The 24986-nt window shown below is 67.4% G+C and carries 22 protein-coding genes, 1 tRNA gene and 1 pseudogene; 10 read left to right on the top strand and 14 right to left on the bottom strand.

Annotation, left to right across the window (positions count from 1 at the left end):
- Nucleotides 1-68: 68 nt before the first annotated feature.
- Nucleotides 69-509, bottom strand: coding sequence for a DUF2267 domain-containing protein (locus ACFWPH_RS07220; RefSeq protein ID WP_378748709.1), 441 nt, complete (start codon nt 507-509; stop codon nt 69-71).
- Between the two features lie 86 nt (nt 510-595).
- Here ACFWPH_RS07220 and ACFWPH_RS07215 point away from each other — a divergent pair.
- A tRNA-Ala gene (locus tag ACFWPH_RS07215) sits at nt 596-668 on the top strand.
- 3 nt (nt 669-671) lie between these two features.
- Here the strand turns inward: ACFWPH_RS07215 and ACFWPH_RS07210 are convergent.
- A complete protein-coding gene (locus ACFWPH_RS07210) occupies nt 672-1418 on the bottom strand; it encodes a DUF1542 domain-containing protein (RefSeq protein WP_378748708.1) in 747 nt (248 codons plus the stop codon).
- A gap of 195 nt (nt 1419-1613) precedes the next feature.
- Here ACFWPH_RS07210 and ACFWPH_RS07205 point away from each other — a divergent pair, with 195 nt between their 5' ends.
- Together ACFWPH_RS07205 and ACFWPH_RS07200 are read left to right on the top strand one after the other, a co-directional pair.
- Nucleotides 1614-2369, top strand: coding sequence for a class I SAM-dependent methyltransferase (locus ACFWPH_RS07205; RefSeq protein ID WP_378748707.1), 756 nt, complete (start codon nt 1614-1616; stop codon nt 2367-2369).
- A 150-nt stretch (nt 2370-2519) separates the two neighbouring features.
- Nucleotides 2520-3494 (top strand): DUF2804 domain-containing protein, encoded by a 975-nt coding sequence (locus tag ACFWPH_RS07200; RefSeq protein ID WP_378748706.1) that lies wholly within the window; start codon nt 2520-2522, stop codon nt 3492-3494.
- A 14-nt stretch (nt 3495-3508) separates the two neighbouring features.
- Here ACFWPH_RS07200 and ACFWPH_RS07195 read toward each other — a convergent pair whose 3' ends face one another.
- The 4 genes and pseudogenes from ACFWPH_RS07195 to ACFWPH_RS07180 all read right to left on the bottom strand — a co-directional run bounded on the left by ACFWPH_RS07195 (nt 3509) and on the right by ACFWPH_RS07180 (nt 6394).
- Nucleotides 3509-4873: an MFS transporter gene (locus tag ACFWPH_RS07195; RefSeq protein ID WP_378748705.1), complete on the bottom strand. Its 1365-nt coding sequence runs from the start codon at nt 4871-4873 to the stop codon at nt 3509-3511.
- A gap of 114 nt (nt 4874-4987) precedes the next feature.
- Nucleotides 4988-5164 carry a heavy-metal-associated domain-containing protein gene (locus ACFWPH_RS07190; protein WP_378748704.1) on the bottom strand — a complete coding sequence of 59 codons (177 nt, stop codon included), beginning with the start codon at nt 5162-5164 and terminating at the stop codon, nt 4988-4990.
- Nucleotides 5161-5451, bottom strand: a pseudogene (locus ACFWPH_RS07185) (MFS transporter); the annotation flags it as partial. The pseudogene ACFWPH_RS07185 and the gene ACFWPH_RS07190, both read right to left, overlap by 4 nt.
- 109 nt (nt 5452-5560) lie before the next feature.
- Nucleotides 5561-6394: a hypothetical protein gene (locus ACFWPH_RS07180; RefSeq protein ID WP_378748703.1), complete on the bottom strand. Its 834-nt coding sequence runs from the start codon at nt 6392-6394 to the stop codon at nt 5561-5563.
- A gap of 521 nt (nt 6395-6915) precedes the next feature.
- Here ACFWPH_RS07180 and ACFWPH_RS07175 point away from each other — a divergent pair.
- The 4 genes from ACFWPH_RS07175 to ACFWPH_RS07160 all read left to right on the top strand — a co-directional run bounded on the left by ACFWPH_RS07175 (nt 6916) and on the right by ACFWPH_RS07160 (nt 12396).
- Nucleotides 6916-8298, top strand: a complete 1383-nt coding sequence (locus ACFWPH_RS07175) for a hypothetical protein (protein ID WP_378748702.1) — start codon at nt 6916-6918, stop codon at nt 8296-8298.
- A 340-nt stretch (nt 8299-8638) separates the two neighbouring features.
- Nucleotides 8639-9883, top strand: a complete 1245-nt coding sequence (locus ACFWPH_RS07170; protein ID WP_378748701.1) for an AAA family ATPase — start codon at nt 8639-8641, stop codon at nt 9881-9883.
- On the top strand, nt 9880-11115 hold the full coding sequence (locus tag ACFWPH_RS07165) for a VWA-like domain-containing protein (protein WP_378748700.1): 1236 nt from the start codon (nt 9880-9882) through the stop codon (nt 11113-11115). Before ACFWPH_RS07170 ends, ACFWPH_RS07165 begins: the two co-directional genes overlap by 4 nt.
- Nucleotides 11116-11334: 219 nt before the next feature.
- Nucleotides 11335-12396, top strand: a complete 1062-nt coding sequence (locus ACFWPH_RS07160; RefSeq protein WP_378748699.1) for a fatty acid desaturase family protein — start codon at nt 11335-11337, stop codon at nt 12394-12396.
- Nucleotides 12397-12443: 47 nt separating this feature from the next.
- On the opposite strand, the gene ACFWPH_RS07155 is transcribed toward ACFWPH_RS07160, so the two are convergent.
- A complete protein-coding gene (locus tag ACFWPH_RS07155) occupies nt 12444-12932 on the bottom strand; it encodes a nuclear transport factor 2 family protein (protein WP_378748698.1) in 489 nt (162 codons plus the stop codon).
- Between the two features lie 206 nt (nt 12933-13138).
- Here ACFWPH_RS07155 and bphC point away from each other — a divergent pair, with 206 nt between their 5' ends.
- A complete protein-coding gene (bphC, locus tag ACFWPH_RS07150; RefSeq protein ID WP_378748697.1) occupies nt 13139-14050 on the top strand; it encodes a biphenyl-2,3-diol 1,2-dioxygenase in 912 nt (303 codons plus the stop codon).
- A gap of 8 nt (nt 14051-14058) precedes the next feature.
- Here the strand turns inward: bphC and ACFWPH_RS07145 are convergent, their stop codons facing one another.
- Complete coding sequence (locus tag ACFWPH_RS07145) at nt 14059-15603, bottom strand: acyl-CoA carboxylase subunit beta (protein WP_378748696.1); 1545 nt, start codon at nt 15601-15603, stop codon at nt 14059-14061.
- A gap of 199 nt (nt 15604-15802) precedes the next feature.
- Here ACFWPH_RS07145 and ACFWPH_RS07140 point away from each other — a divergent pair, with 199 nt between their 5' ends.
- A complete protein-coding gene (locus ACFWPH_RS07140) occupies nt 15803-17296 on the top strand; it encodes an alpha/beta hydrolase (protein ID WP_378748695.1) in 1494 nt (497 codons plus the stop codon).
- A gap of 46 nt (nt 17297-17342) precedes the next feature.
- A complete protein-coding gene (locus tag ACFWPH_RS07135; protein ID WP_378748694.1) occupies nt 17343-18080 on the top strand; it encodes a MerR family transcriptional regulator in 738 nt (245 codons plus the stop codon).
- Nucleotides 18081-18234: 154 nt separating this feature from the next.
- On the opposite strand, the gene ACFWPH_RS07130 is transcribed toward ACFWPH_RS07135, so the two are convergent.
- The 6 genes from ACFWPH_RS07130 to ACFWPH_RS07105 form a co-directional block, all read right to left on the bottom strand.
- Complete coding sequence (locus ACFWPH_RS07130) at nt 18235-18699, bottom strand: RidA family protein (RefSeq protein WP_378748693.1); 465 nt, start codon at nt 18697-18699, stop codon at nt 18235-18237.
- Between the two features lie 79 nt (nt 18700-18778).
- Complete coding sequence (locus ACFWPH_RS07125; RefSeq protein WP_378748692.1) at nt 18779-20428, bottom strand: M24 family metallopeptidase; 1650 nt, start codon at nt 20426-20428, stop codon at nt 18779-18781.
- A gap of 54 nt (nt 20429-20482) precedes the next feature.
- A complete protein-coding gene (locus ACFWPH_RS07120; protein ID WP_378748691.1) occupies nt 20483-21262 on the bottom strand; it encodes an ABC transporter ATP-binding protein in 780 nt (259 codons plus the stop codon).
- A gap of 19 nt (nt 21263-21281) precedes the next feature.
- On the bottom strand, nt 21282-22307 hold the full coding sequence (locus tag ACFWPH_RS07115) for an ABC transporter substrate-binding protein (RefSeq protein ID WP_378748690.1): 1026 nt from the start codon (nt 22305-22307) through the stop codon (nt 21282-21284).
- A gap of 20 nt (nt 22308-22327) precedes the next feature.
- A complete protein-coding gene (locus ACFWPH_RS07110; protein ID WP_378748689.1) occupies nt 22328-23185 on the bottom strand; it encodes an ABC transporter permease in 858 nt (285 codons plus the stop codon).
- A 222-nt stretch (nt 23186-23407) separates the two neighbouring features.
- Nucleotides 23408-24979, bottom strand: a complete 1572-nt coding sequence (locus ACFWPH_RS07105) for an aldehyde dehydrogenase (NADP(+)) (RefSeq protein WP_378749417.1) — start codon at nt 24977-24979, stop codon at nt 23408-23410.
- Nucleotides 24980-24986 lie beyond the last annotated feature (7 nt).

Here is a 24986-nt window from a genome sequence, read left to right as displayed (position 1 = left end):
GCCGGCGACGGTCGCCCGCAGGGCACCCGGGGATGGTCGATTCGATTGTTGACGGCCTCCGGCGTGGTTCAGGCTCCGGCCAGCGACTCCTGACCCCGGAGCACGCTGGTCAACCGGTCCGGGAACACGGCGAATACGTGGTTCAGCTGGCCGGGCGACATCATCCGGTCCAGCGCGGAGGTTACGCAGCCCGCCGTGAACGCGACATCGCCCACGGAGATACCTGCCCGTTGCGCGAACTCCTCGACGAAATCCGCGATGCCGTGTCCGCCCGGCACTCGGCTCGGTACCCATCCCTCGTACCAGATACCGCGCAGGAAATCCGGTAGCTGAGCGGTGAGATGTGCGGAATTCGCGACGCTTATCCTGTCACGGACAGTGTGCATCCAGGCGCGCAGTGCCCGCAGGGCGAACGTGAGATCTTCGGTGCCCAGGTCGTCGGCGACGGCACGCAGCCAGATATGGGCGGTGTGGGTGCCGGCGGCGAGGGGATCATGGTGATGCGTCATTGGTTTGCCTACCTTCCAGGTGGCCGGTCCGATGCGCTGGTCTATGCCACAATTCTACGGCGGGACCCGGATACGATGTTTCCGGCCATGGAGTAGCTCAGTCGGTAGGTTCCCAATTCGGCACGTGGGGAGTCGCGGGTTCGATTCCTGCCTCCATGACGCTCAGAAGTCGAATCCGCCGGCGTCGAACCCGCCCCAGTCGCCCCCGCTGTCGCCGCCTCCGGCGTCTGCGCCCTGGTCACCGGCCGAGAGCCCGTCCTGGAATCCCTCGCCGTAGCCGTTCTCGAAACCCTGCGCGCCGTAGCCGACGCCCGCCATACCGGTGAAAAGCGACGTGAACAGCAGTGTCGAGCCGATACCCCAGGCACCCGCGATCATGGCGGGCCGCCACCACGGTTCGGAATACCAACCGGCCGGGACCGGCCGACCGGCCACTCGTCCGCCGGGATAGTAGTTCGGTGTCGTGGACGAGGGGCGGGGTGAGGCGGCTATTCGGCGGTTCTCGAAGTCGATCTCGCGGTCTTCGCTGACCTCGCCCGCGGTCGCCCGGCCCTCCAGTTCGGGCACCGCGGGCCCGGGATCCATCTCCATGGCGATACGGGCGGCACGGATGTAGTACAGGCCTTCGACAGCGGTTTGCTTCGCCAGCTGCGCCTGCGCAGCGGACGCGGCCTGGTCGAGCTGGCCGCCGGCGGCGTTATGGCGTTCCGCGGCGTCGGCGAGTGCCTGTTTTGCGGCGGTGTTGGTGCCGGCCAGGTTGTAGATCTGCCCACCCAGGCGTTCGTTGGTGCGGCGGGCGTCGGCGAGTGCGTCGGTCAGCTCGATCGCGCGTTGTTCACGCTGCCGGGACCGCCACACCAGAATCAACGCCACCGCGACGATCGCCGCGGCAATCAGCAGCCACTCCATCGTTTTCGCACTCCCTCGGTCGCCGGAGCACACTGCTCACCAGCCTACCCGTGCCCGCATCTGCCTGTTGGCGCCGCAAAACAGGTGGTGACCGAGCCGCGCCCGGTCTCCCGGAGGGCCTCGCCGACCGCGCGGGTCTCCGCGGCACCGGAAATCGGTCGACCCCGGACCGTCCCGATGGCAGGCTCTTCCCCCATGGATCGGACTTTCCAGGACCTCGTCGAGGAAGCCGCGTCGGTATCCGTCGCGGGCTGGGATTTCTCCTGGCTCGACGGCCGGGCCACCGAAGCGCGCCCGTCCTGGGGGTACCAGCGGCTCATGAGCGCCCGGCTGGAAACTGCCACCGCGGCGCTGGATATCCAGACCGGTGGCGGTGAGGTCCTCGCCGGTGCCGAGACGTTCCCGCCGACCATGGTGGCCACCGAATCGTGGCCGCCGAATATCGCGAAGGCCACCGCGCGGTTGCATCCGCGAGGTGTGGTCGTCGTCGCCACCCCCGACGAGGCTCCGCTGCCGTTCGCCGACGCGGCGTTCGACCTGGTCACCTGCCGGCATCCGGCGACCATCCGGTGGGACGAGATCGCCCGGGTGCTGCAATCGGGCGGAACCTACTTCGCGCAGCACGTCGGGCCGGCGAGCGTATTCGAACTGGTCGAATATTTCCTCGGCCCGCAACCGGAAGCGCGGCGGGCCCGGGACCCGGCCGACGAGGCCGCCGCTGCCGGCGCTGCCGGGCTCACGATCACCGACCAGCGCACCGAACGGTTGCGGATGGAATTCCACGATATCGGCGCCGTGGTGTATTTCCTGCGGAAGGTCGTCTGGATGGTTCCCGGGTTCACCGTCGAAACCTACGATGACCGGCTGCGCCGGCTACACGACCGGATTCAGCAGCAGGGGCCCTTTGTCGCGTATTCCGCCCGGACCCTTGTCGAGGCCACCAAACCCTGATTACGCCGGACGGTTCGGGAATCGCGGCCCCATGGCCATGACCCGCTACGGTGTCGATCCCGTGGATCGTGTCGCCGGTGCGGCGGGCTCGGCCGAGTAGTGTCCTCTGCTGCGATATGGATGCCGAGTCGTGAGGAGCTGCGGACGGGTATGGCAACGGAACGCGAAATCACCGAATCCGTCGACCTGTGCCGCCCGGACGGCCGGCTCGACCCCGCCGCTGTCGGATGGACGCGGCGGCCCCTGCACCGGGGGAATCTCCGCGGGTGGGGTCGCCGGAAACGGTGGGAGTACTGGGGCGTCGTCACCCCGGAACATATCGTGGGGATCGTCGCGTCCACGCTCGATTACGCCGGGGTGCACGGCATCTATGTGCTGGACCGGGAAACAGGTGAAGAGACCACGCGGGACGCGGTGGTGCCGTTCGGGCGAGGAGCGGTGCTGGGGGAGCGCAGCGGGGAAGGGGTGAACTCGGTGCGTGGCGGGGGCGTCGATATCGAATTGTCGAACGACGCGTCGGGGACCGTGATCGAGGCCCGCGCGACCGGTGTGCGGGTATCGGTCCGGGCGGAGCTGCCGCCGGGCCACGAATCCCTGGGGGTGGTCGTGCCGTGGAGTCCGCGGCGTTTCCAGTACACGGTCAAGGATGTGGGCCGGCCGGCTTCCGGGACTCTGACACTGGGGGCGCGGGAGTACGTATTCGACGACGCTTTCGCGGTGCTGGACCACGGCCGCGGGAAATGGCCGTATGCCATCAGCTGGAACTGGGCCGCCGGTTACCAGCCGGGTCTCGGGATCCAGTTCGGTGGTAAATGGACCGAAGGTACCGGCAGCACCGAGAACGCTCTCCTCGTGGACGGCCGGGTCCACAAGATCAGTGACGAATTGCGCTGGGACTACGACCGCGAGAATTGGTTGCGGCCCTGGCGTATCAGCGGCGAACGGGTCGAAGCCGAATTCCGGCCGTTCCATACGCGCACGGCGAAAACCGATCTGCTGGTGCTGGCCAACGACGTCCACCAGTGCTTCGGGACTTTCCACGGCCGCGCCCGCACCGACGAGGGCCGCTGGCTGGACCTCGACGGTGCGGTCGGCTGGGCGGAGGAGACACGTAACCGCTGGTGAGCGCCGCCTCGGGTTCATACTGCCGGCGCATGGTGTCGGGCGGGCCACCGGGGGTGTTCGGCGTCGATGACGTAAACGTGCGTGTGCCGGTAGAGACGGTCGTTCAGGCGGACGGCGTCGGTCAGGCGGGCGGGATCGATGGTTCCGATCTCGTGGAGGTGGGTCAGTTCGGCGGGGTCGTGACGGGGCCACAGGCGGACCGCGACGGCGGCCGCGCCGGTGGCGAGGACGGCGAGAACAACCCAGGTCGTGGTGAGCCCGGCGGTGGTGGTGAGCCAACCGGTGAGCGGGTAGGTGGCCAGCCAGGCGACGTGGGACAGCGAGAACTGGGCGGCGAAGAGGGCCGGGCGATCCGCGGGATGCGACGAGCGTCGCAGAACTTGCCCGGTCGGGGTGAGCACGGCCGCGGTGCCCGCTCCGATGATCGCCCAGACGGCCGGCGCGGCGATCCGGTGCCACTCCCCGGTCTCGGTCGCAGCGAGCGCGACGGCGGCCGCGAGTCCGGTGACCAGGACGGCGGCGCCGGTGAGCATGACCGGACGGGCACCGGCCCGGTCGAGAATCCGGGGTAGTGCGAGCGCGATGACCATGGTGCCGAAACCGTTGGCCGCCAGAAGTTTCGCCACATCGGCCTGATCGCCGCCCAGGGTGTCACGGGCGTAGTTGACGGTGTTGACCATGACGATCGACCCCGCGGCCGCGATGACGAGGTTGAGCGCGAGCAACCCGCGCAGCCGGGGTGTGGCCAGGAAAATCCGCATGCCCAGCGCGATGCGTTCGCGGAAAGACCCCTCCGCCGCGGCGCCGGCGTCCGGGATACGGGTAGTCACCACGAGTACGGCAGAGACGACGAAACCGATCGCGGTGCCCACGAACAGCCAGTGGAAACTGATGAGGGCCAGCGCGGCCGCTGCCAGCATCGGACTGAGCAGAGTCTCCATGGTCGCGGCCAGTTGCGCGGCCGACAGTGCCCTCGTGTAGTCGCGTTCGTCGGGGAGGATATCGGGGATAACGGCCTGATAGGTGGGGGTGAAGGCGGCCGAGGCGGTTTGCAGGACCGCGATCAGCACGTAGATCTGCCAGATCTGGTCGGCGAACGGCAGCACCGCCACCACGCCCGCTCGAATGATGTTGAGACCCACCAGGAATGTCCGGCGTGGAATACGATCCGCGTAGGCGCCGACGACAGGTGCCACCGTGACGTAGACGACCATCTTGATGGTGAGTGCGAGGCCGAGGACGGCAGCCGCATCGGCGCCGGCGAGCTCATAGGCGAGCAGTCCCAGGGCCACGGTGGTCAATCCGGTGCCGAACAATGCCGAGATCTGGGCGATGAAGAGTCGTAGGTAATCGCGGTGGGCGAACAGTGAGGTGATCATCGGACCCTCCGGGAGGCTCGCGCCGCTCACCACGATACCTCTGTGTTCGAGGCCGGCGGTTCGGGCGGACCCTCCGTGGAGGGCCCGCCCGGTGTGGTGTCGTCGCGGCGGGTGTTATTCGGTGACGGTGTACCCGGCCCGTCCGATCGCGCTCGCGATCAGGCCGGGGTCGATAGGGGTGGTGCTCTCGATGCTGACTGCCCCGGTGCCGAGGTCGACGGCCACGGCGATGACGCCGGAGACTCGCTCGACCTCTTTGCGCACCGAGGTAACGCAGCATCCGCAGGTCATTCCGGTGACGGTGACGACATGGTGGCGGCGGTCAGGCCTGCGCCCACGAGCGCGATGGCGCCCGCGCCGAGGAACGCGGCCGAATAGCCGTCGGTGAGTTGTGGCAGATCGGTGAGCTGGCCGGCGCCGAACGCGGCGGCCAGTGCGGTCATCGCCGCCAGGCCGATTGCCGAACCGATCTGGTAGCTGACATTGACGATGCCGGAGGCGAGTCCGCCTTCTTCGGGCCGGGCCGCGCCGATAGCGGTACCCAGCGAGGGGATGAACGCCGGCGACATCCCACCGGCTGGTCGTGGGACGTGTCTGCGTTGTCATGACGATTCCTATTTACTCTACCCGGGTAGGGTATTGAGAGAGAGGTCGGCCGTAACTCCGGGCGATCACCAAGGGGGTCGGTCAGTGGGTGGCCGGTGTTGCGTTCAAGGTGAACGCCGCGGTCCGCACGAGCCCGCGGTGGCGGAAATCGAGGAAAAGCCGGTACGTACCCGGCCCGGGCGCCACGGTGTGGAAGTCGATTCCGGGCCCGGCCGGGGTGAACCCGTCCCCGGGTTCGCCGCTGGGGTGGACGTGGACATAGGCGAGGTCGCCGGCGCGCAGAACGACAAGGTGCCCGTATGCGCCGAGGTAGGGGGCGAGGTCGGTGACCGGTGCGCCGTCCTTGTGGATGGTGAAGTTCAAGGTGCGGCCTGCGCCGGGAATCAGGTCGCCCTCGACGGTGACCTGGTAGTCGTCGACCGTGATCGTGCGCTCTGTGGTGGGGGTGTGGCGGGGTTCGTAATTCCCCGCGACGGCGAGATCGGCGCCGAGGGTGAGCGTGCGCCCGAGTGCCCGGGGCGCTATATCGGTGAATACGCGGTAAGCGCCGGGCTCGGTCAGGTCGAGGCGAATCGACCAGATGCCGTGCTCGTCGCGTACCGGGTGTACGTGCTGAAAGCCGGTCAGTTCGCGGCGCGCCACGATCAGATGTAGTTCGCGTTCGTGGATGGGGGTGAAATCGGTGACCACCGCGCCGTCCGGGCCGAGGATCCGGAACCGGAAGTCGATCTCACCGGCAGCGGCGATCGGGGTCTCGAGCGCCAGAGTGTAACCCGCTTCGGTGATCTGCAAGCCGCCCGGAGTCGTGCCGGTGTGCCCGCCGTGGGGGTCCGGGGTGTGGTGTGCGTGCCCGCGGGGAGTGCCCGGGGTGTGGTGTTCGTCGGCGGTGTGGTGTGTGTGGGCGGTGGCGTTCATGTCGGGCCTCCTGGGTCCTTTTCGGTTCGACATTGGGAACATTAATACCCCCATGGGGTATAAGCAAGTGCTGATTTTCTCCTGTTCGATACGAGCGTCGCGCCGCTGTCTTCGAGGTGATCGGCACGGCGTCAGGCGGCCGGATGGCTGCTGGGCCGGTCCGGCGGAATGGTCGCCGATGTGGTTCCGTCGCGGGTCCCGTGGCCGGCCGCAGCGCCGGTGGTGTGCGAGGTGCCGGATCGGTCGCGCCTGGGCGTCTCTCCTGATGTGGTCGAGACATGGGGGCAGTTGTGGTGCCCCGGCTCCAGGGTGGGGAATCCCGCGGCCCCCGGGGCGGGCGACCGGCCGGCTCTCGACGGGGGCTGACCGGATCCCGGCGCGTGGCCGACCGGATTTCGGCTGCGTGGCCGAACCGGATCGGAGCAGGTATAGCCGGGGCCGGCTCCGAACGTTATGATCAACTCCGTGATGACTCGTTCCGAGCAAAGATTGGGGGTCCCCTTCGTGCCAGGTGAGTGCTGATGCGCACTCCGAACACGAATGGGAACGATTCCCGCCTTTCCTTCTGGCTGCGCGTGCGTGAGTTCGCCGTGCCGCCTTCCATGATCGAAACCGCGACTGCCCGCCGGACCGTCGGCGATTGGGCGGGGGCATGTGCCGCAGCGGGTTTCGATACCGATATCGATTTACGTACGCTGGCGCGAATACGCGGCCGTGAGGTCGCGGACCGGGTGCGTGCGGATCTGCGCCATCTGGCTCCAGACCTGTTGCGCTGGCACCTGCCCCGGGTTGCTCCGGACGGTTTGCTCCGGCCGGGCACCACCGTCGCGCTGGCCCGATACGATCCGCCGGATTATCGAAGCCCTTGTGGTGGTATCGGTTCGGTCCATCTCGTCGCCCGGACCGCCCCGGCTTGGGCGGAGGCCGGTCAACGGATCGGTCTCGCACTGTGGGACGGGTCCCGTGCCGGTCCCTATCCGCATCCGCGGCCCGACCGGCGTTTCCGGCTCGACCTCCACCGTCATCTGTGGGACGCCCGAAGGTCGCGCGAGCTTCGAATACGTTCGGAGAACGCCGATTTCGCAGACAGCGGTCGTGCCGATCCCAACCTGGCGGATACCGTGCCCGAAGGTTGTGCCGTGGACAGATGGGCGGCCGAGGCGGCGATACTGTTGCGCGCCGAAGGCCGGTCGGCCGGACCGCTGCGGGTGCGGACCGGGTCGCGGCGCCCACTGGTCGTCGAGCTTTCCCCGGATCCCGGCCCGCCCGCCTTGCGGATCGCGGAGTCCTACCCGCGTGGCGCGGTGTCCGCGCTGCCGGTGCTGCCCGATGCGGCGACATGGACGCTGCCCGATCTGGCACTGCTCCGGGCCGGCGCGATAACAGCGGACCGGCTGCATCCGCTGGTTGCCGCCGCCCTGGTACCGCAGTGGACCCCGGCCGCACCACAGCGGTCCGCCGACCCGGCCGACCGGCCGTTCTCGGTGGAGTGTCGCGGCGAGCAGCATCGCATCGGGTTGCTCGACGGTGTGCTGGCGGCGCTCGATCACGATCCCGCGGAGATCCGGCGGGAGGAACTGCTGGTCGCGCTGACCGGTACTCCGCTGCCCTGCCTGCGGGCCATCGATCGGGCCCACCGGCAACCGGATTGTCTTGCCGGTGTCCGGGAACGTCTGGATCACGGCGATACCGCCGGTGCGCTGGCCGTTGTCGAAGGTCTGCTCGGCACCGGCGCCGTATTGCGCGACGGCCCGCTCCGCGACGCACTGGCGGCGTCCGCGCAACGGCGGATCACCTACGGGTTGTTCCGGGCCGGGTTGACCGGATACGGGCCGCCACGCGGCCGGTCCGATCGCCGGGCCGGTCATCGCCGCGCCCACCCCCGTAACGCAAACCTGCGCTGACCCAACAGCGTCCGATCGGCTCTATTCCAGCCAGCCGCGAACCCGGACACCGCCGGTCCCAACGTCCGTCCGCTGCGCACTGGTGATGAACCAGCGACGACCCCGAAACAACGGCCCGCCCTCGAACAACCGCGAAAGCCGCGAAACACCGGTACACCCCAACTGCCACCGGAGACAGGGACGGCGTGCCGGTCCGTGTGGGTCCGGCTCGGTCTCCGTCAGCCGCAGGTCCCTATCGAGCAGATGACTCCGACCCGTCCACTGCTCTGTGCCCTACCCGCCCAGTCCTGCACATCCTCGCTCCACTGTGAATATGACCACAACACAAGGTGATTCGAATATGACTGCATTTCTTCGCGCGCCGAGCTCCGACCGCGCCCGCCCCACCGAACTCGATATTGCCGGTGAACTACTGGCCATGCTCGGCGACGTCACGACCGAACCGCGCCCCGACACCCAATTGGAGGCCTTGACTCTGGCCGTCGCCGCCGACCTGCCGGTGCTGCTGTGGGGTGAACCGGGAATCGGCAAAACCGCGGCCCTGACGCAGCTCGCCGAATCGCTGGATCTCCCGCTGACCACGGTGATCGCGAGCGTGCACGAACCGTCGGATTTCTCGGGTCTGCCCATCATCGGCGAGGATCCGGCCGAGCACGGTGTGCCGATGGCTCCGCCCGATTGGGCGGTCCGGCTCGTGCAGTCGGGCCGCGGGCTGTTGTTCCTGGACGAACTGTCGACAGCACCACCGGCCGTGCAGGCCGCCTTGCTGCGCCTGGTTCTGGAACGCCGGATCGGTGCCCTGCAACTGCCACCCGGTGTTCGTATCGTGGCCGCCGCCAACCCGCGCTCGTCGGCGGCCGACGGCTGGGAGTTGAGCCCACCGCTGGCCAACCGCTTCGTGCATCTGCAGTGGACCCACGACCATGATGTGGTCGTGCGCGGGCTCGGCGGAACCTGGCCGCGGGCGACCCTGCCTCGGCTCGAGCCGGAAAAATTCACGGAAGCAGTGACTTTCGCCCGCCGTGCCGTATGCGGGCTGCTCGCGGCCCGCCCCGCGCTCGTCCATCAGCTGCCCGGTAGTGAGACCCGCCGCGGCGGCGCCTGGCCCTCACCGCGGAGCTGGGATATGACAGTGCGGCTGATCGCCTTCGCCACCGCGGCCGGGTCTTCGAAAGATGTGCTCTCCCTGCTGGTCCGGGGCGCTGTGGGCGACGGGCCCGGTTTCGAACTGCTGGCGAGTATGGACCGGATGGACCTCCCCGATCCCGAGATGCTGCTCGCCGATCCGGTCGCCGCCGAACTACCCGAGCGCGGTGATCTGCGGCAGGCTGTGCTCGACGCAGTGGTGGCGGCGGTGCGCCGGCAACCGTCGGAGGTCCGCTGGGATGCGGCCTGGTCGCTGCTGGTGCGGGCGGTGGAAACGGGGGCGCCGGACCTGGTGGTCGTTCCCGCGACCACTCTGGCCACCTTGCGCCGCGATGAGTGGGTCGTGCCGGCGGCTATCGAGGAGCTCGCCGGAATGGTGTCGGTTTCCCAGGGAGCTGAGCGCGCCGCGGCCCGGGTCGCCACGAAGGTGGGCCGATGACCGACGTCGCGAAACTCGATTCCGGCAAACTGTTCGCCGCCCGCCTGCAAGCTGCCCGCGCCCGGCCGTACCTGGCGACCGCCCTGTACGCGCTGCATATCGTGGAGTCACGCGAAGCGCGGACGATGGGCGTGGACCGGTACTGGCGGTGCTACATCTCGCCCGCATTCGTGGATTACACGCCCGTGGAAGAACTGGCGTCGGTACTCGTCCACGAGGTCTCCCATCTGCTCCGCGACCACCACCGGCGCAGCGACCGGTTCGCCCGCACACATGAGCTCACCGGGCCGGCGGAACGGTTGCGGATGAATATCGCCGCGGACGCCGAGATCAACGACGACGCGTTCGGCGACGGGTTGGTTCAACCTGCGGGCGCGGTCCTGCCGGAGACTCTGGGTTTGTCCCGCGGCGAACTCATGGAGGACTACCTCCGGCAATTCCGCCTCGGCCCGCGCACCCAGGTGCTGGCCTGGCTGGACTGCGGTAGCGGCGCCGACGGATCGGACCGCGAATGGGAGCTGGGCCCCGACGGTGCGGACGGTCTCAGCGAACAGGAACGCGAACTGGTGCGGTTCCGAGTGGCCCACGGTATTACCGGCCGTCCGGGCACTGCTTCCCGAGCGTGGCGCCGCTGGGCTGATGAGGCGTTGCATCCGCCGCAACCGTGGCGGGACCTGCTGGGAGCGGCCATCCGTTCGGCGGCTTCGGCCCCCGGTATCGGCGCGGACTACACCTACGGCAGACCTGCCCGGCGCTCGGCCGGTGTGCCCGGGGCGGTACTGCCGAGCCTGCGGCGCACACCTCCCCGGGTCAGCGTGATCATCGATACGTCGGGGTCGGTCAGCGATGCGGAATTGGGTAGTGCGCTGCTCGAGGTTGCCGCCATCAGTCGCGCCGTCGGTGGGCGGCGCGATCTGGTGACCGTATTGTCGTGTGATGCGGCGGCACGAGTCGCGCACCCGCTGTGCCGCGCGGAGGGAATACCGTTGGTGGGCGGTGGTGGTACGGATCTGCGTACGGGGTTCGCCAAGGCGTTGCGCGCGAGGCCGCGCCCCGATGTGCTGGTCGTACTGACCGACGGACAGACTCCGTGGCCGAGCAGCCGGCCGCAGTGCCGGACGGTGGTCGGGCTGTTCCGCCGGAACCGGGGCTGGAGCGAACACAGCCCGGATTACGTCCCGGACCGGCCACCGGCCTGGGCGCGGGTGGTGGAGATCGCAACGGCGGCCTGACACAGCGGCCGGCCATCTCACACCGGAGAGCTACTCCGTTCCGGTACCGCAGGATTACCCGCAACGAGAATCCGGCCGATAAGTTCGGGGTATCGAATTCGTCACCTGTCCCGACGCACCGAGCAGTACCCTCTGGTTCGAACTCCGATCATCGATTGCGGTCGTTCGTCACCGGAACGGGCGGAGCTGGGTTCGGTGTCCCGACTCTCAGGAAGATCTATGACGACACCTGCCCTGGTTCGAAATCCCGCTCCACGATCATCGCGGCGTGGTGCCGACGGTGATTACGGCCGCTTGTTGCGCCGGATCTCCGCCGCCGGACTGATGGAGCGGCGACCCGGCTACTACGTCGTCCGGCTCGCCGCCGTCGGGCTCGCCTTCGTGGCAGGCTGGGTGGCGTTCGTCCTCGTCGGTGATTCGTGGTGGACGCTACTGATCGCGGTGTTCATGGCCGTGACCTTCGCTCAGGTCGCGCTCGTCATGCACGATGTCGCGCACCGTCAGGTCTTCCGGTTGCGGCGGCCGACGGAGATCGTGGGCCGGGTCGTCGGCAATGCCGGTATCGGCCTGGGCTACGGCTGGTGGCAGGACAAGCACACCCGCCATCACGCCAATCCCAACCATGAGGAACTCGACCCCGATGTCGCGCCCGATATTCTCGTGTGGTCGCAGCGGCAGGCCCGGGCGAGCCGCGGGCCTGCTCGCCTCATCGGCCGGGCACAGGCGTTCCTGTTCTTCCCGCTGCTCATGCTGGAAGGTCTGAACCTCCATCTGGCGGGCGTGCGGGCGCTGCGGAATCGGTCGATCAAGAACCGCGTGCTCGAGGGCACACTGCTGTTCGCCCATTTCGCCGGCTACCTGGGGGCGCTGTTCGCGGTCCTGCCCGCCGACAAGGCCCTGGTGTTCTTCGCCGTCCACCAGGCGCTGTTCGGGGTGTACATGGGCTGCATATTCGCCCCGAACCACAAGGGCATGCCGACCCTGACCGGTGACGACCGCCCCGACTACCTGCGCCGCCAGGTGCTCACCTCACGCAACGTCCGGGGTGGTGTGCTGACCGATATCGCCCTCGGCGGGCTCAACTATCAGATCGAGCACCATTTGTTCCCGAGTATGCCGTCGCCGAATCTCCGTCGCGCCCAGGTGATCGTCCGCGACTACTGCGCCGAAATCGGGGTGCCCTATCACGAGACCGGGCTGATCGCCTCGTACGGTGAGGCGTTGCGGCATCTGCACCGTGTCGGTGTACCCCTGCGTACCGGTGACCGGATACCCGCATGAGCGCACGGCCGCGGGGGTAGCGGCCATTCGCGGTCGAGGGCTGTGACCTATTGCCGGCCGGCCCGCCCGAGTAGTTCGCGGGCGGCCGCGCTGCCGTCGAGTACCCGGGCGGTGCGACGTTCGATGAGCCATCTGCCGTCGACACGGACGAGGTCGAAACGGTTGGCGGTGACCCGCCACACCCGGAACGAGTCCGCATCGGGGTTGCGGCGCAGCAGCAGCGAATGGCAAGTGGCCACAGCGGTATCGCCGTCGACGCGGATGTGGACGGGATCGAGCAGATGTCCGCAGCCCTCGGCGATGTAGTCCTGGTGCGGTGCCGTGCGCACCATCTCGGTGATCGCGTCGCGGCCTTCCAGCACCCGGATATCGATGTCGTATACGGCGTTCTCGGCCCACAGTCGGCCGACTGCGTCGGCATCACCGGCATCGACCGCCGGGCCGTAGGCGGACAGGACCTCCTGGATGGCGGCCTTGTCCTCGAGCGCCCGCACTCGATCGAGCAGGGAAGCCACCAAGGCCCCGGTGTCGGTCATATCCACCTTTCCCCAGGTTCGGGCATGTGTATGCCGGTGCCGTCGCCACTGTTCTACCGGTTCCGGGTGGTCCGGAACCCGCACGGTTCCGCTGAACGAGACCCCGGATGTATCGGCATCTCGACACTGGGAATGTTGGCCACACCACCCGCGTGCGGAGGAGTTCCGCGACGCGGCTGCCGAAGGGCGTTTCGAGGGAGACAGCAATGACAGAACTACGTAGTCTCGGCTATCTGCGAGTCCAGACCCAAGACGTCGCGCGCTGGCGCGAGCTGCTCATCGACGGTCTCGGAATGGCCGTCGGTTCCGGCCCCGAACCGGATGCGCTCTATGCGCGGGTGGACGAACGCCGCGCCCGTCTCGCGATACTTCCCGGTGATTCCGACAGGGCGCTGGCCGTGGGCTGGGAGGTACGCGACGAGTTCGCGCTCCGGCGGGTACGTGAGGCGGTGGAGAAATCCGGGCGGACCGTAGAGGTGCTGTCGCGGAAGGAAAGTGCCTATCTCGATGTGGAGCAGGCCATCGCATTCGACGATCCGGCCGGCACCCGCCTGGAGGTGTTCCACGGCCCGGTTCTCGATCACAGCCCGCTGGTGACACCGTTCGCCGGGCGCTGGGTGACCGGTGCGCACGGACTCGGCCATGTGGTGCTGCCGAGCGCGAAGTTCGCCGAATCGTACGAGTTCTATACCGAGGTGCTGGGTTTCCTGCCGCGCGGTTCGATCCGGCTCGACGAGGAGGGGGTGAACCGGGTGCGTTTCCTCGGTATCAACCAGCGCCATCACAGCCTCGCCCTGTGTCCGGCGCCGCCGACGGAGGAGCCCGGCCTGGTGCATCTGATGACCGAGGTGGACACCCTCGATGCGGTGGGCCAGGCCTTGGATCGTGTCAACCGGCAGGAGTTCTCGATCTCCTCCACGCTGGGCCGGCACACCAACGACAAGATGATCTCGTTCTACGTCCGCGCACCCGGCGGCTGGGACCTCGAGTTCGGTACCGAGGGCATGCTCGTCGACGAGCGGTATTACACATCCGAGGAGATCACCGCGGACGCCTACTGGGGCCATGACCAGTCGGGATCCGAGCCGTTGAAGGCATTCATTCCCCCGGCCGGCTGACCCGCGAATCACAAGGGCAGCAGATGATGCTTCCGCGGGTAGCGGATGACCTTCTTGTCGCGGAGCAGATGCAGCGCCCGCCGGAGCTCCAGCCGCGTGGCCGACGGTTCGATCACGGCGTCGATATAGCCGCGCTCGGCCGCGATCCACGGAGTCGCGACGGTGGCGTTGTAGAAGTCGATCATCTGCTGCCGGAGCGCGGTGCGCTGATCCTCCGGGGTGGCGTCGAGGATTTTGCGCTGGGTCAGGCCGACGGCGCTTTCCGCACCCATGACCGCGATCCGGGCGGTGGGCCACGCCAGATACACATCGCAACCGAGTGCCTTGGCCCCCATCACGGCCCATCCGCCGCCGTAGGCCTTCCGCACCACCACGGTCACCTTGGGCACCGTGGCTTCCACGTAGGCGAACAGGAATCGGCCGCCGCGTTTGATGACGCCCTGCTTCTCCTGTTCCACCCCGGGCAGGAACCCGGGGGTGTCGACCACCAGCACCAGCGGGATCTCGAAGGCATTGCAGATGTGGATGAAATGCGCAGCCTTATCGCCGGCCTTGGCATCGAGTGCACCCGCCAGCACGGTCGGCTGATTGGCGACCACACCCACCGGGCGGCCGTCGACACGTGCGAAACCGGTGATCAGGTTCGTGGTGGCGGCCGCGCCGATCTCGTGGAATTCACCGTCGTCGAAGATCCGCAACAGCACGTCGTGCATATCGTAGACAGCGTTGTCCGAGTCGGGGACCAGCGTGTTCAGCGTCAGATCCGATTCGGTGACCGTCGGTTCCAGACCGGGATTCACGACCGGCGGTAGCTCGGAGAAGCTCGACGGCAGATAGCTCAGATAGTTGCGGACCCATGCGAACGCGGACGCTTCGTCCTCGGCGATGTGGTGGATATTGCCGTAGGCGGCCTGATTGTAGGCCCCGCCCAGCTCCTCCATATCCACCTTTTCGCCGAGGGCGTCCTCGAGAATCTTGGGGCCGGTGACGAACATATGCGCGCTCTTCGTGGCGACCACGACATCGGTGCAGATCGGCTGATACACCGCACCCGCCGCGCAGTTGCCCAGGATCAGCGAAACCATCGGCACCGCACCGGAAAGCGGTTCCATCATGGTCGCCAATTCGCCGTACCAGCGTAGCGAGGTCACGGCCTCCTGGACGCGCGCGCCGCCGGAATCGTTGATACCGATCAGCGGGCAGCCCATCTTCCCCGCCAGGTCCATGATCGCGGCGACCTTGCGGCCGAACATCTCACCGATGGTGCCGCCGTACACGGTCTGGTCATGGGAGAACACGGCGACCGGCCGCCCGTCCACCAGGCCGCGCCCGGTGACCACACCGTCACCGTACAGAGCGTCGGGATCGGTGGGATTGCGTACGAGAGCGCCGATTTCGACGAAGGTACCCGGATCCAGCAGCATCTCGATCCGGTCGCGGGCGGACGGTATGCCCTTACGCGCTCGTTTGGCCGCCCCCGCCTCGCCGGCCGGCTCCTGCGCGATCTCCAGCTTCTTACGCAGGTCGGCAAGTTTTTCGGCGGTTGAATTCATCGATGACATCCAGAGTGTTCAGCAGGAGAACCACACCGTGATCGGGGGCGATAGCTACCGTACCCGGACTCGCGGAGGTCCGGGGTTGTGAGCTTTCACCGAGCTCGCCACGGCGACCTTGACCCTGCCCCGAGGGCACGGTGTGCAGTGGTGGTCGGCAAGGCAGTTCTTGTCACACCACATTCGGGGAGGTTTGGTTATGGTCCGCAAACGGAAGGTTGCCCGCGGGGCGACCCTGATGGCTGTGCTCGGTCTGACCGGCGCGTTGGCGGGGGCGCCGCCGGTGGCGGCCGAACCCGCGGCGCAGGTGCAATGGGCCGCCTGCCCCCCGGACGTGCAGGCCGCCCCACCGCAGTTGCAGTGCGCCACCGTGCCGGTGCCCTTGAACTACGGCGAGCCCGAAGGTACGCAGATCGAGATCATGATCTCCCGGCTGGCGAGTACGAAACCGGATAAGCGTCGCGGTGTGCTGTTGCTGAACCCGGGCGGTCCCGGTGGAACCGGTCTCGACCAGCCCGGTTTTCTGGTAGCCCAGGGGCTGCCGGCCGATGTGCAGGACAGCTACGACCTGATCGGAATGGATACTCGTGGAGTCGGCCATTCGGCGCCGGTGAGCTGTGGATTCACCGATGACCAGGCGTACTTCGGCAATATTCCGCCCTATGCGGTGGACGATGCGGCGGTCACCGCGCAGGCCGCAGTTGCCCAGGGAGTTGCCGAGCAGTGCGCGGCCAACGACCACGAAGGCAGACTGAGGCAGCTGTCGACGGCCAATATGGCCCGGGACCTGGACCGGATCCGTGCCGCGCTGGGGGAGGACAAGGCCAGCTTCCTGGGCTACTCCTACGGCACCGCACTGGGTGCCGCGTACGCTTCGATGTTTCCTGAACGTGCCGATCGGATCGTGCTCGACAGCAATATCGGCGACACCTTCCTCGACCACGACGGGATGCGCAGGTACGGCCGCGGTATGGAGGAGACCTTCCCGGACTTCGCGAAATGGGCTGCCGCGCGGCACGATACCTACGGCTTGGGCCGCACCCCCCAGGAGGTGCGCGAGACCTACTTCACCCTCGCCGAACGACTCGACAAGAACCCCGTGGACGGGATGGACGGCGGCCTCTTCCGGTTCGGCAACTTCTTCACGCTCTACCGCGAGGCCTTGTACGAGTCCGCGGCGGAGAGTTGGCGGACGCTGCTCGACACCGGGACTGCGGGGCCCGCGGCCGGCCGCCCGCCGGGTACCGGTGCGCCTTCGCCCAGCGATAACGCCTGGTCGGTCTTTCTCGGGGTGACCTGCAACGACGTCGAATGGCCCCACGACGTCCAGGCCTACAGCCGCGCCGTCGCCGAGGACCGCGAGAAGTATCCGCTCTACGGGGCTGCTGCCGCGAACATCACGCCCTGCGCCTACTGGCAGCTCGGGCCGTCGGAACCACCGGTGCGGATCGATGCGGAGGGCCCGGCCGACGTCCTCATCCTGCAGAACCGGCGCGACCCGGTCACACCGCTACGCGGCGGCGAGTTGCTCGACGAGAAGTTCGGTGAGCGGTCGCGGCTGGTGACCGTCGACGGTAGCGGGCACGGGGTCTACGTCCTCGGCACCAACCCTTGTGCATCGGAGGCGGCCACTGCCTACCTGGTCGACGGCACCATGCCCGAGCAGGACGTAACCTGCGAGAAAGCGGGCTGAGCACTACGAGAAGAGTTCCGGGCAGCATACGCACGAGGAGGTAGCAATGGCGTGGAGTACCCGCCGGCTCGCCGAACTGGCGGGTTCGACCGTCAAAGCCATCCGCTATTACCACGAGATCGGGTTGCTCGACGAGCCGGAACGCAGGTCGAACGGGTACAAACAGTACGAGGTCCCGCACCTGATCCGGCTGCTGCAGATCAAGCGATTGAGCGAACTCGGGGTCCCGTTATCGCAGATCCCGGCGGCGGGGCAGGCGGACGACGAGTCGGACCAGGCACTTCGCGTGCTGGACGCGGAACTGGAAGCGACGGTCGACCGGCTGAACCGCATCAGAGCGGAGCTGGCAGTGCTCATGCGCCACCGCACCCCCGCCCATACTCCGCCGGCATTCGCACCCACGATCGCTCAGGGCGTGCCCGAGGCACACCAGTCGATGCTCATGGTCTATTCGACCGTTCTCAGCGACCGCGCCCTGGAGGTGCTGCAGCAGATGCTCGCCGAACGAGACTCGGTCGACGTCGATTTCGAGAATCTGCCCGCCGACGCCGACGCCACCGCCATCGAATCCCTCGCCGAGCGGATGGTGTCCGCGGTTCTGCGGAGCCGGGAGAAGTACCCGCAGTGGAAGGACCTGGCAGCGGACGCGCCGGGTGGCGCGAAGAACGCCGAGGACACCATCGCCCAGGCGATGTTCTCGCTGTACAACATGGCGCAGCTGCGGGTGCTGCACGAGCTGAATATCCGGCTCGTGCAGCTCGGTCGCGATCGACTGGAGGAATAGGCCTCGTTGGGGGCCGGGTGACCCGCTGCGCGGGCGGATCCGAGGCCGGTCCGAGGACCCCGGAAGGCCCCGGCCGCCCTCATCCGGCCGGGACCCGGCCGAGCGCCGCGAGGGTCTCGGGCCGTGGCGATGCGCAGCGGTGCCGGTGCGCCTGTCAGTCCGCCCGGACAGCCACGGTGGCGTCGAGTTCGACGAGCGCACCCTGGGGCAGTACATGTGCCGGTAGGGCGGTGCGCGCATGCCGGCCGGCGTCGCCCAGAACGTTTCGCAGCAGCCGGGAGGCCCCGTCGGCCACGGTCGGTTGATCAACGAATTCGCGCGAACTCGCGATATGGATATCGAGTTTCAGGATCTGGCGGATATTCGCCAGGCCGACGGCATCGTTCATCCGGGCCAGCAAGTTCAGCGCGGCGGTTTCGGCCGCGGCGATACCTTCCTCGACGGTTGCGGTATCACCGAGGTGGCCGCGCAGTATGTCTCCCTTGGCAGTTCGTGAGATCTGTCCCGAAATCCACAACATCTCGCCCCATCGGGTGGTCGCCTCGTACGCGTAACGAGGCGGGCCCAGGACGGGCAGCTCGAGGGAGAGCGCCGCCAGGCGTTCGTTCGTATCAGTCATGGTGTTTCCGATTCGACGAGCGGGCGCGTTGTGCCACGCGCGAGTGGGTAGAGGTGCAGCGTAAGTCGCTCCGGCGCGGTCATCGTTTGCTCACGATGTAGGTGCGGTCGCGCCCGATGTACCACAGATCCTCGGTGCCGATTGCCGCATTCTCGTAGCGCCAAGGGATTTCGGCGGCGCCGTAGGAGCCGATATCGAGGACATGCTTGTAACCGGGACGCAGCTCGTTCGCGAACGACTCCTGCTTGCCCATGAGATGTCCGACATTGCGTTTGCGGTATTCGGTATCGAAGTCGATATCCGTTCCCAGCATGCCGATCTCCACCATGCGGTCCAGATGCGGAGCCAGGTAACGCAGCGTCCCTTCGTGGACGTCCTCGCAGATCACGCCCGGGGCCAGTTGCCCGATGATGCCTTCGCGGACCACATCGAAGAAGAAGGCGTAGGCCTCCTTTGCCGCCGGAGTACGCGGGAGCGAACGTGCCATATCGGAGGTGGCCACCGTTACCCCGTCGCAGACGATACGCACCCCGGCGTCGAGCTGGATGCAGGTCGTCTCCGCATTGATCGGGTAGTCGACGGGCGGGCCGGGGAAGAGCATCCGGTTGGACGAGTGCAGATTGGTGAAATACGGTTCCACACCGACCGGGATCTCGTTCGCCGTGCGGAATTCGGCGATCTTGTCCAGGTAGACGGAGTAGATATCGAGTTCGGAGCACGAACGTCCCGCGTCCAGGCCCGCTTCCGCCCAGGCCAGCGCCTCCTCGATCGCGAAGACGCTCGCCCGCGCGGCGATCACCTGGAACGCGAGATCTTCGTGATCGCGGATATCGCGCCAATGCCCCAGATCACGCGATACCGGTACCAGCTCCGCATGTTCACGTTCCAGTTCGCGGGCCAGGCCGATACCGATCCACTCGTCTTCCACACCGGTGCGCGGGCCGCGGGCGAGTTCGCGTACCGCCGCACCGACGGAGGGGAATCGTCCGATCGGTGCACCGGGCGCGGCGGCACCGCCTTCGGGAACCAGCACCAGCAGTTTCCCGGAGCCGGCCAGCCATACCGCGACCGCACCGTCCGGCTGTGCGAAACCGGTCGCTTCGGTGAAGTTCGGGGGCGCGGCGAGCAGTAGCGCGTCCAGCGAGCGGTCGTCGGCCAGGGAGCGTAGCGCCGAATACCTGCTGTCCTCGGTGGTGGTGAACTCTTTTTCCAGGCCCGCGAGATGCTCGACGCCGTCGATGAGCCGCCGCGCGGTCTCGACTCCGGTCGCGCGCCACGCCGCGAACCGGCCGAGTACTTCGTCGGTATCGATCTCGTAAGCGGTTACCGGGGTGGGGTCCTGGTGGGCAACGGTGAGGTCCACCGCCCCGGACAGCGCGAGGTAGTGGCTGTAGACGACATCCGCCGCCAGCTGCACGCCCGAACCGTCGGCCAGCTCCCGGACCAGATCGGTGAGCGAGGTCGCGGCGGGAGTGTCGGCGATGATCCGGGGGTCGATCGTCACCCACGGTGCGTAGAACTTGATCCGGTCCTTCGGGACCCCGGCCGACAGTGCGTTGCCCTGCTCCTGCTGGCGTACGAGCAGAAACTCTTCGTCGTCGGTGCGTGCGATCAGGGGGGCCACGAGCGGATAGGAATCGAGGCGGATCGCGGAGAAGAGCAGGCTTTTACGTGCCTCGAGCCCGTAGGTTCGCACGACCTGTCCGGCGTCGGCGGTGATACTCAGCATTGCTTCCCTCATTCTCTCGGGATTCGGTATGGGAGAAAGGTTTCGGAGCGCGGGTCAGCTGATACCGGTGGTGACCCCGATATGGGATTCGATCTCCGTGACGTAATCGGAGAAAACCGGGGAGAACCGGTGCTCTTTGCCGCGCGGCCGCGGCAGGTCGATCGCGATATCGGCGACGATCCGGCCCGGCCGCCCGCCGACGACGACCACCCGGTCGCCGAGCCAGACCGCTTCGGAGATGCTGTGCGTCACGAACAGGACGCTGCATCCGGCAGCCTGCCAGATACGCTGGATCTCGAAGTTCATCGAATCGCGGGTCATGGCGTCGAGCGCGCCGAACGGCTCGTCCATCAGCAGTAGTTGGGGCCGCGAGACCAACGCGCGGCAGATCGCGACCCGTTGCTGCATACCGCCGCTGAGCTCGTAGGAGTACCGGGTGGCGCGATCACCGAGACCGACCATCTCGAGGAGTTCCTGGGCATAGCGGCGCGATTCGTCGGTGCGGGTGCCGCGGAATTCCAGTGGTAGCAGCACATTGTCGATGTTGTTGCGCCACGGCAGCAGCACCGGGCTCTGGAACACCATCGCGATATCTTCCAGACCGTCGTTGATCGGCCGGCCTTTGACCAGGATCTCGCCCGCGGTGGGCTGCTGCAGTCCGGAGATCGTTTTCAGCAGGGTGGTCTTCCCGCTGCCCGACTGTCCGACGATCGAGACGAATTGTCCCGGCTCGACATGGAAGTCGAGTCCTTCGAGAACGGTGTTGTCGTGTCCGTCCCGGGAGCGGTAGGTCATACCGATGTTGTTGACCGAGATGGCGTATTCGTTGTTCATAAGGCCCTCTGTCCGGCTGTTACGGCGCTTGAACGGTCTCGTCGCGGTGGAGCGGCGCGAGAAACTCGTTGGTGTAGATATCGGCTGGGGAGAGATCGCTGTCGGCCGGCAGGCCGAGGAACTTCCGGGCGATATCGATCATTTTCGTGACACCCGCGTCGTCCATGACCCCGAAGTTGTTCGCGGCCTCACCGGTACCCCAGTTCAGGGAGCATTGTTCGCGGATGGCCAGGGTGACGGTTTCGGTTTCGAAACCGCTGACCTCGTTCCGGAAATCCTGTGCGGCCTCTTCCGGATGCGCGCACGACCACAGAAAACCCTGCTGCATCGCCCGGTTGAATTTGCGCACCTGTTCGGGGTTGCCGGCAAGTTTGTCGTCGGATACGACGATGCCGTTGCCGTAGAGGTCGATGCCGATATCCGCCCACTTCAGCACGACCGCTTCGCGGCCGAGTGCGTCGATGGCCGGTTCGTCGGAGACATACAGGGCGAGGTTGGCATCCCACTGCCCGGCCAGCAGCCCGGGTATCTTCGACCCGCTCGAGGCGTGTACGACGTTCACATCGCCTTCGGCGAATCCCAGCTTGCTCATCGCGTACGGCCACATCGCGGTCATCGCGCCCGCGCCCTCGGTGGCGAGGGTTTTGCCCCGCAGATCGTCCCAGCTTTCGATGCCGGTACCGCCCAGCGCGACAACCGCGTAAGCCGACTTGGCTTGCAGCAGGTTGACGTGTTTCACCGAGGCTCCCCGGCCCTGGCTGATGATGGTGCTGCCGAAATCGGCGAAGCCCACATCGACCTTGCCTGTCTCGACCGAGGTGACCGTATTGGTCGAACCCGACCCCGGCATGATGGTGATATCGAGCCCTTCCGCCGCGAAGAAGCCACGCTCGACCGCCGCGAAGAACGGTGCGTGCTTCGGCAGATAGCCGACGTCCATCATGAGAGTCATCGAGTTCTCGCCGCCACCGCTTGTACACGCCGGCAGGGTGGCGACCATGATCGCCCCGGCGATCGCGGCAAGTATTCGCCTCGAGTTCCGCATCAGAATCTCCGATCCCCTGGTCACTTCGCGTGGTTCTTCCACGGGACGAGCTTTCGTCCCGCGAGATCGACGATGAAGAACAGCGCCAGTGCGATCGCGGCGAGAACGATGAATGCCGCGAACATCGAGGGCAGATCGACCTGGCTGTTGGCCAGCAGGATCACATACCCCAGGCCCTTCGATCCGGCGATGAACTCACCGACCACCGCGCCACCCACGGCGAGCGAGATGGAGATCTTGGCGCCGGAGAAGATCGAGGGTAGCGCGTAGATCATTTCGATCTTCGTCATCTTCTTCCACGACGACGCCTTGTTGATCCGGGCCAGTTCCTGCAGTTCGTTGGGTACCGAACCGAGACCGTCGTAGGTATTGATCACCAGGGGAAAGAACGCGATCGCCATCGCGACGAAGGCCTTCGATTCGAAACCGAATCCGAACCACACGATGAACAGCGGGGCCAACGCCACCTTGGGAATCGTGTCGATCGCGACGAGTGCCGGGTAGAGGAAACTGCGAATCGTCGCGGAATAGTGCAGCGCCGCGCCGCACAGAACACCCAGCGCCGTACCGAGCGCGAAACCGGCCAGTGCTTCTTGCAGGGTGACGAAGGTGTTCGTCGCGAAGTACTCGGGGCGTTCGATCAGCTCGGCGAATGCCGAGACCGGGCCGACCAGCAGGAACTCCGGTGGGTCGAAAACGACCACCAGCAGTTCCCAGACGACGAAAAGCCCGGCGATACCCGCGACCGCTTTGGCCGCGGTCACCAGCGAATCCCGCCCGAACATTCTCGATTTGGACCGGGCTACCTGCGCGGGGCGGGACGCCTGCTCGGCGGCGGGCGGGCGCACGGTATCCGTATCGACCTCAGGAACGGTCATCGCGGGAACTCCCCTCGAGAGATGTGCAGGGTGCGGAGATCGCCGCGGACCGATTACCGGCCGGTCCAGGACGGGACAGCGAACATCGCGGTGGTGCAGTGGCGGGACGAGGCGATCGGCGATGGCGGGGGCCGGTGACAACAATCGAGATTTCATGTGGATCCTCACAACATTGGAAGGGTGCGATAGCCGCCGGCGGCGGTGTACCGGCGGATCGGTTCGTCAGCCGGTGGCCGGCTTGCCCTGTTCGACTTCGCCGTCGACGCGTCGCCATACGCCGAGCGGATTGTCGTCGCACACCTCGGCCGGCAACAGCGCCGCCGGCACGTCTTGATACGCGACCGGACGCAGGAAACGTTCGATCGCCAGCGTCCCGACCGATGTGCTGCGCGGAGCGGTCGTGGCGGGGAAGGGCCCGCCGTGCACCATCGCGTGCCCGACCTGCACTCCGGTGGGCCAGCCGTCGAACAGGATACGGCCCGCCCGTTCCTCCAGTAGCGGCAGCAACGTGGCAGCCAAGGGCCGGTCGGCGGGATCGGCGTGCACGGTCGCGGTGAGCTGGCCTTCCAGCGCCCGGACGGCCGCGGTCAGTTCGGTTGTATCCGCGCAGCGGACCAGCAGTGATGTCGCGCCGAAAACCTCGGTTTGCAGCTGCGGGTCCGCGAGGAATGCGGCGCCGTCGACCGTCAGCAACCGGGCGCCGGCGCCCGCCGCGCCGTCGGGTCGCGCACCGTGAGCCAGCTCCGTGACACCGTCACGTGCGGCCAGGACCGTACCCGCGGCGGTGTAGTGGCCGGCGATATCGCCGGTGAGCATGACGGCTCCGGCGTTCGCGGTGACGGCCTCGGCCGCCGCCGTGGTGAAGGCGTCGAGTCCGGCGCCGTCGACCGCGAAGATCAGCCCGGGATTGGTGCAGAACTGTCCGGCGCCGAGTGTCAGCGACGCTACGAACGCGGCGCCCAGAGCGGCACCACCCTCGGCCAGGGCGGCCGGTAGCAACAGGACCGGGTTGATACTGCTCATCTCCGCGTACACCGGGATCGGTACGGGTCGCGCCGCGGCCGCGGCCGCGATCGCCAGCCCGCCGGTGCGCGACCCGGTGAACCCTACGGCCCGGATCCGCGGATCGCTCACCAACCGGGTGCCGATCTCGTGTCCGGGACCGACGAGCTGGGAAAACGTCCCTTCCGGCATATCCGTCGCGGCGGCCGCGTCGGCGACCGCCCGGGCCACCAGCTCAGCGGTGCCCAGGTGCGCGGGGTGTGCCTTGACCACCACGGGGCAGCCCGCGGCCAGCGCGGATGCCGTATCGCCACCGGCGGTGGAGAAAGCCAAGGGGAAGTTGCTCGCGCCGAACACCACGACGGGGCCCAGCGCGATCCGGCGTTGGCGGATATCGGGGCGGGCATTGTCGCCGGTCCGCCCGGGATCGATCCGGGCGCCCTGCCAGGTTCCCGCCCGCAGCTCGGCCGCGAACAACCGCAACTGACCACTGGTGCGACCGACTTCGCCGGTGAGCCGCGGCCGGGGGAGTGCGGTCTCGGTATGTGCGCGCTCGACCAGTGCGTCGCTGCGCTCGTCGAGCAGGTCGGCGATGTGTTCCAGGAACCGTGCCCGCCGCTCGGCGGGCAGCGCCCGGAACTGCGGGAACGCCCGGTCCGCGAGGGCGCACGCCCGATCGATCTGCTCCTCCGAGGCCGCGCGGTAGACCGGTTCGACAACCTCGCCGCTGCGCGGATCGCGGGCCTGCACCTGTGCTCCAGTGCCCAGGACGAGTTCGGTTCCGATGACCATGGCGCCG

The organism is Nocardia sp. NPDC058499 (assembly GCF_042719915.1).
Taxonomy (GTDB): domain Bacteria; phylum Actinomycetota; class Actinomycetes; order Mycobacteriales; family Mycobacteriaceae; genus Nocardia.
This window is presented reverse-complemented; position numbering and strand designations above follow the sequence as displayed.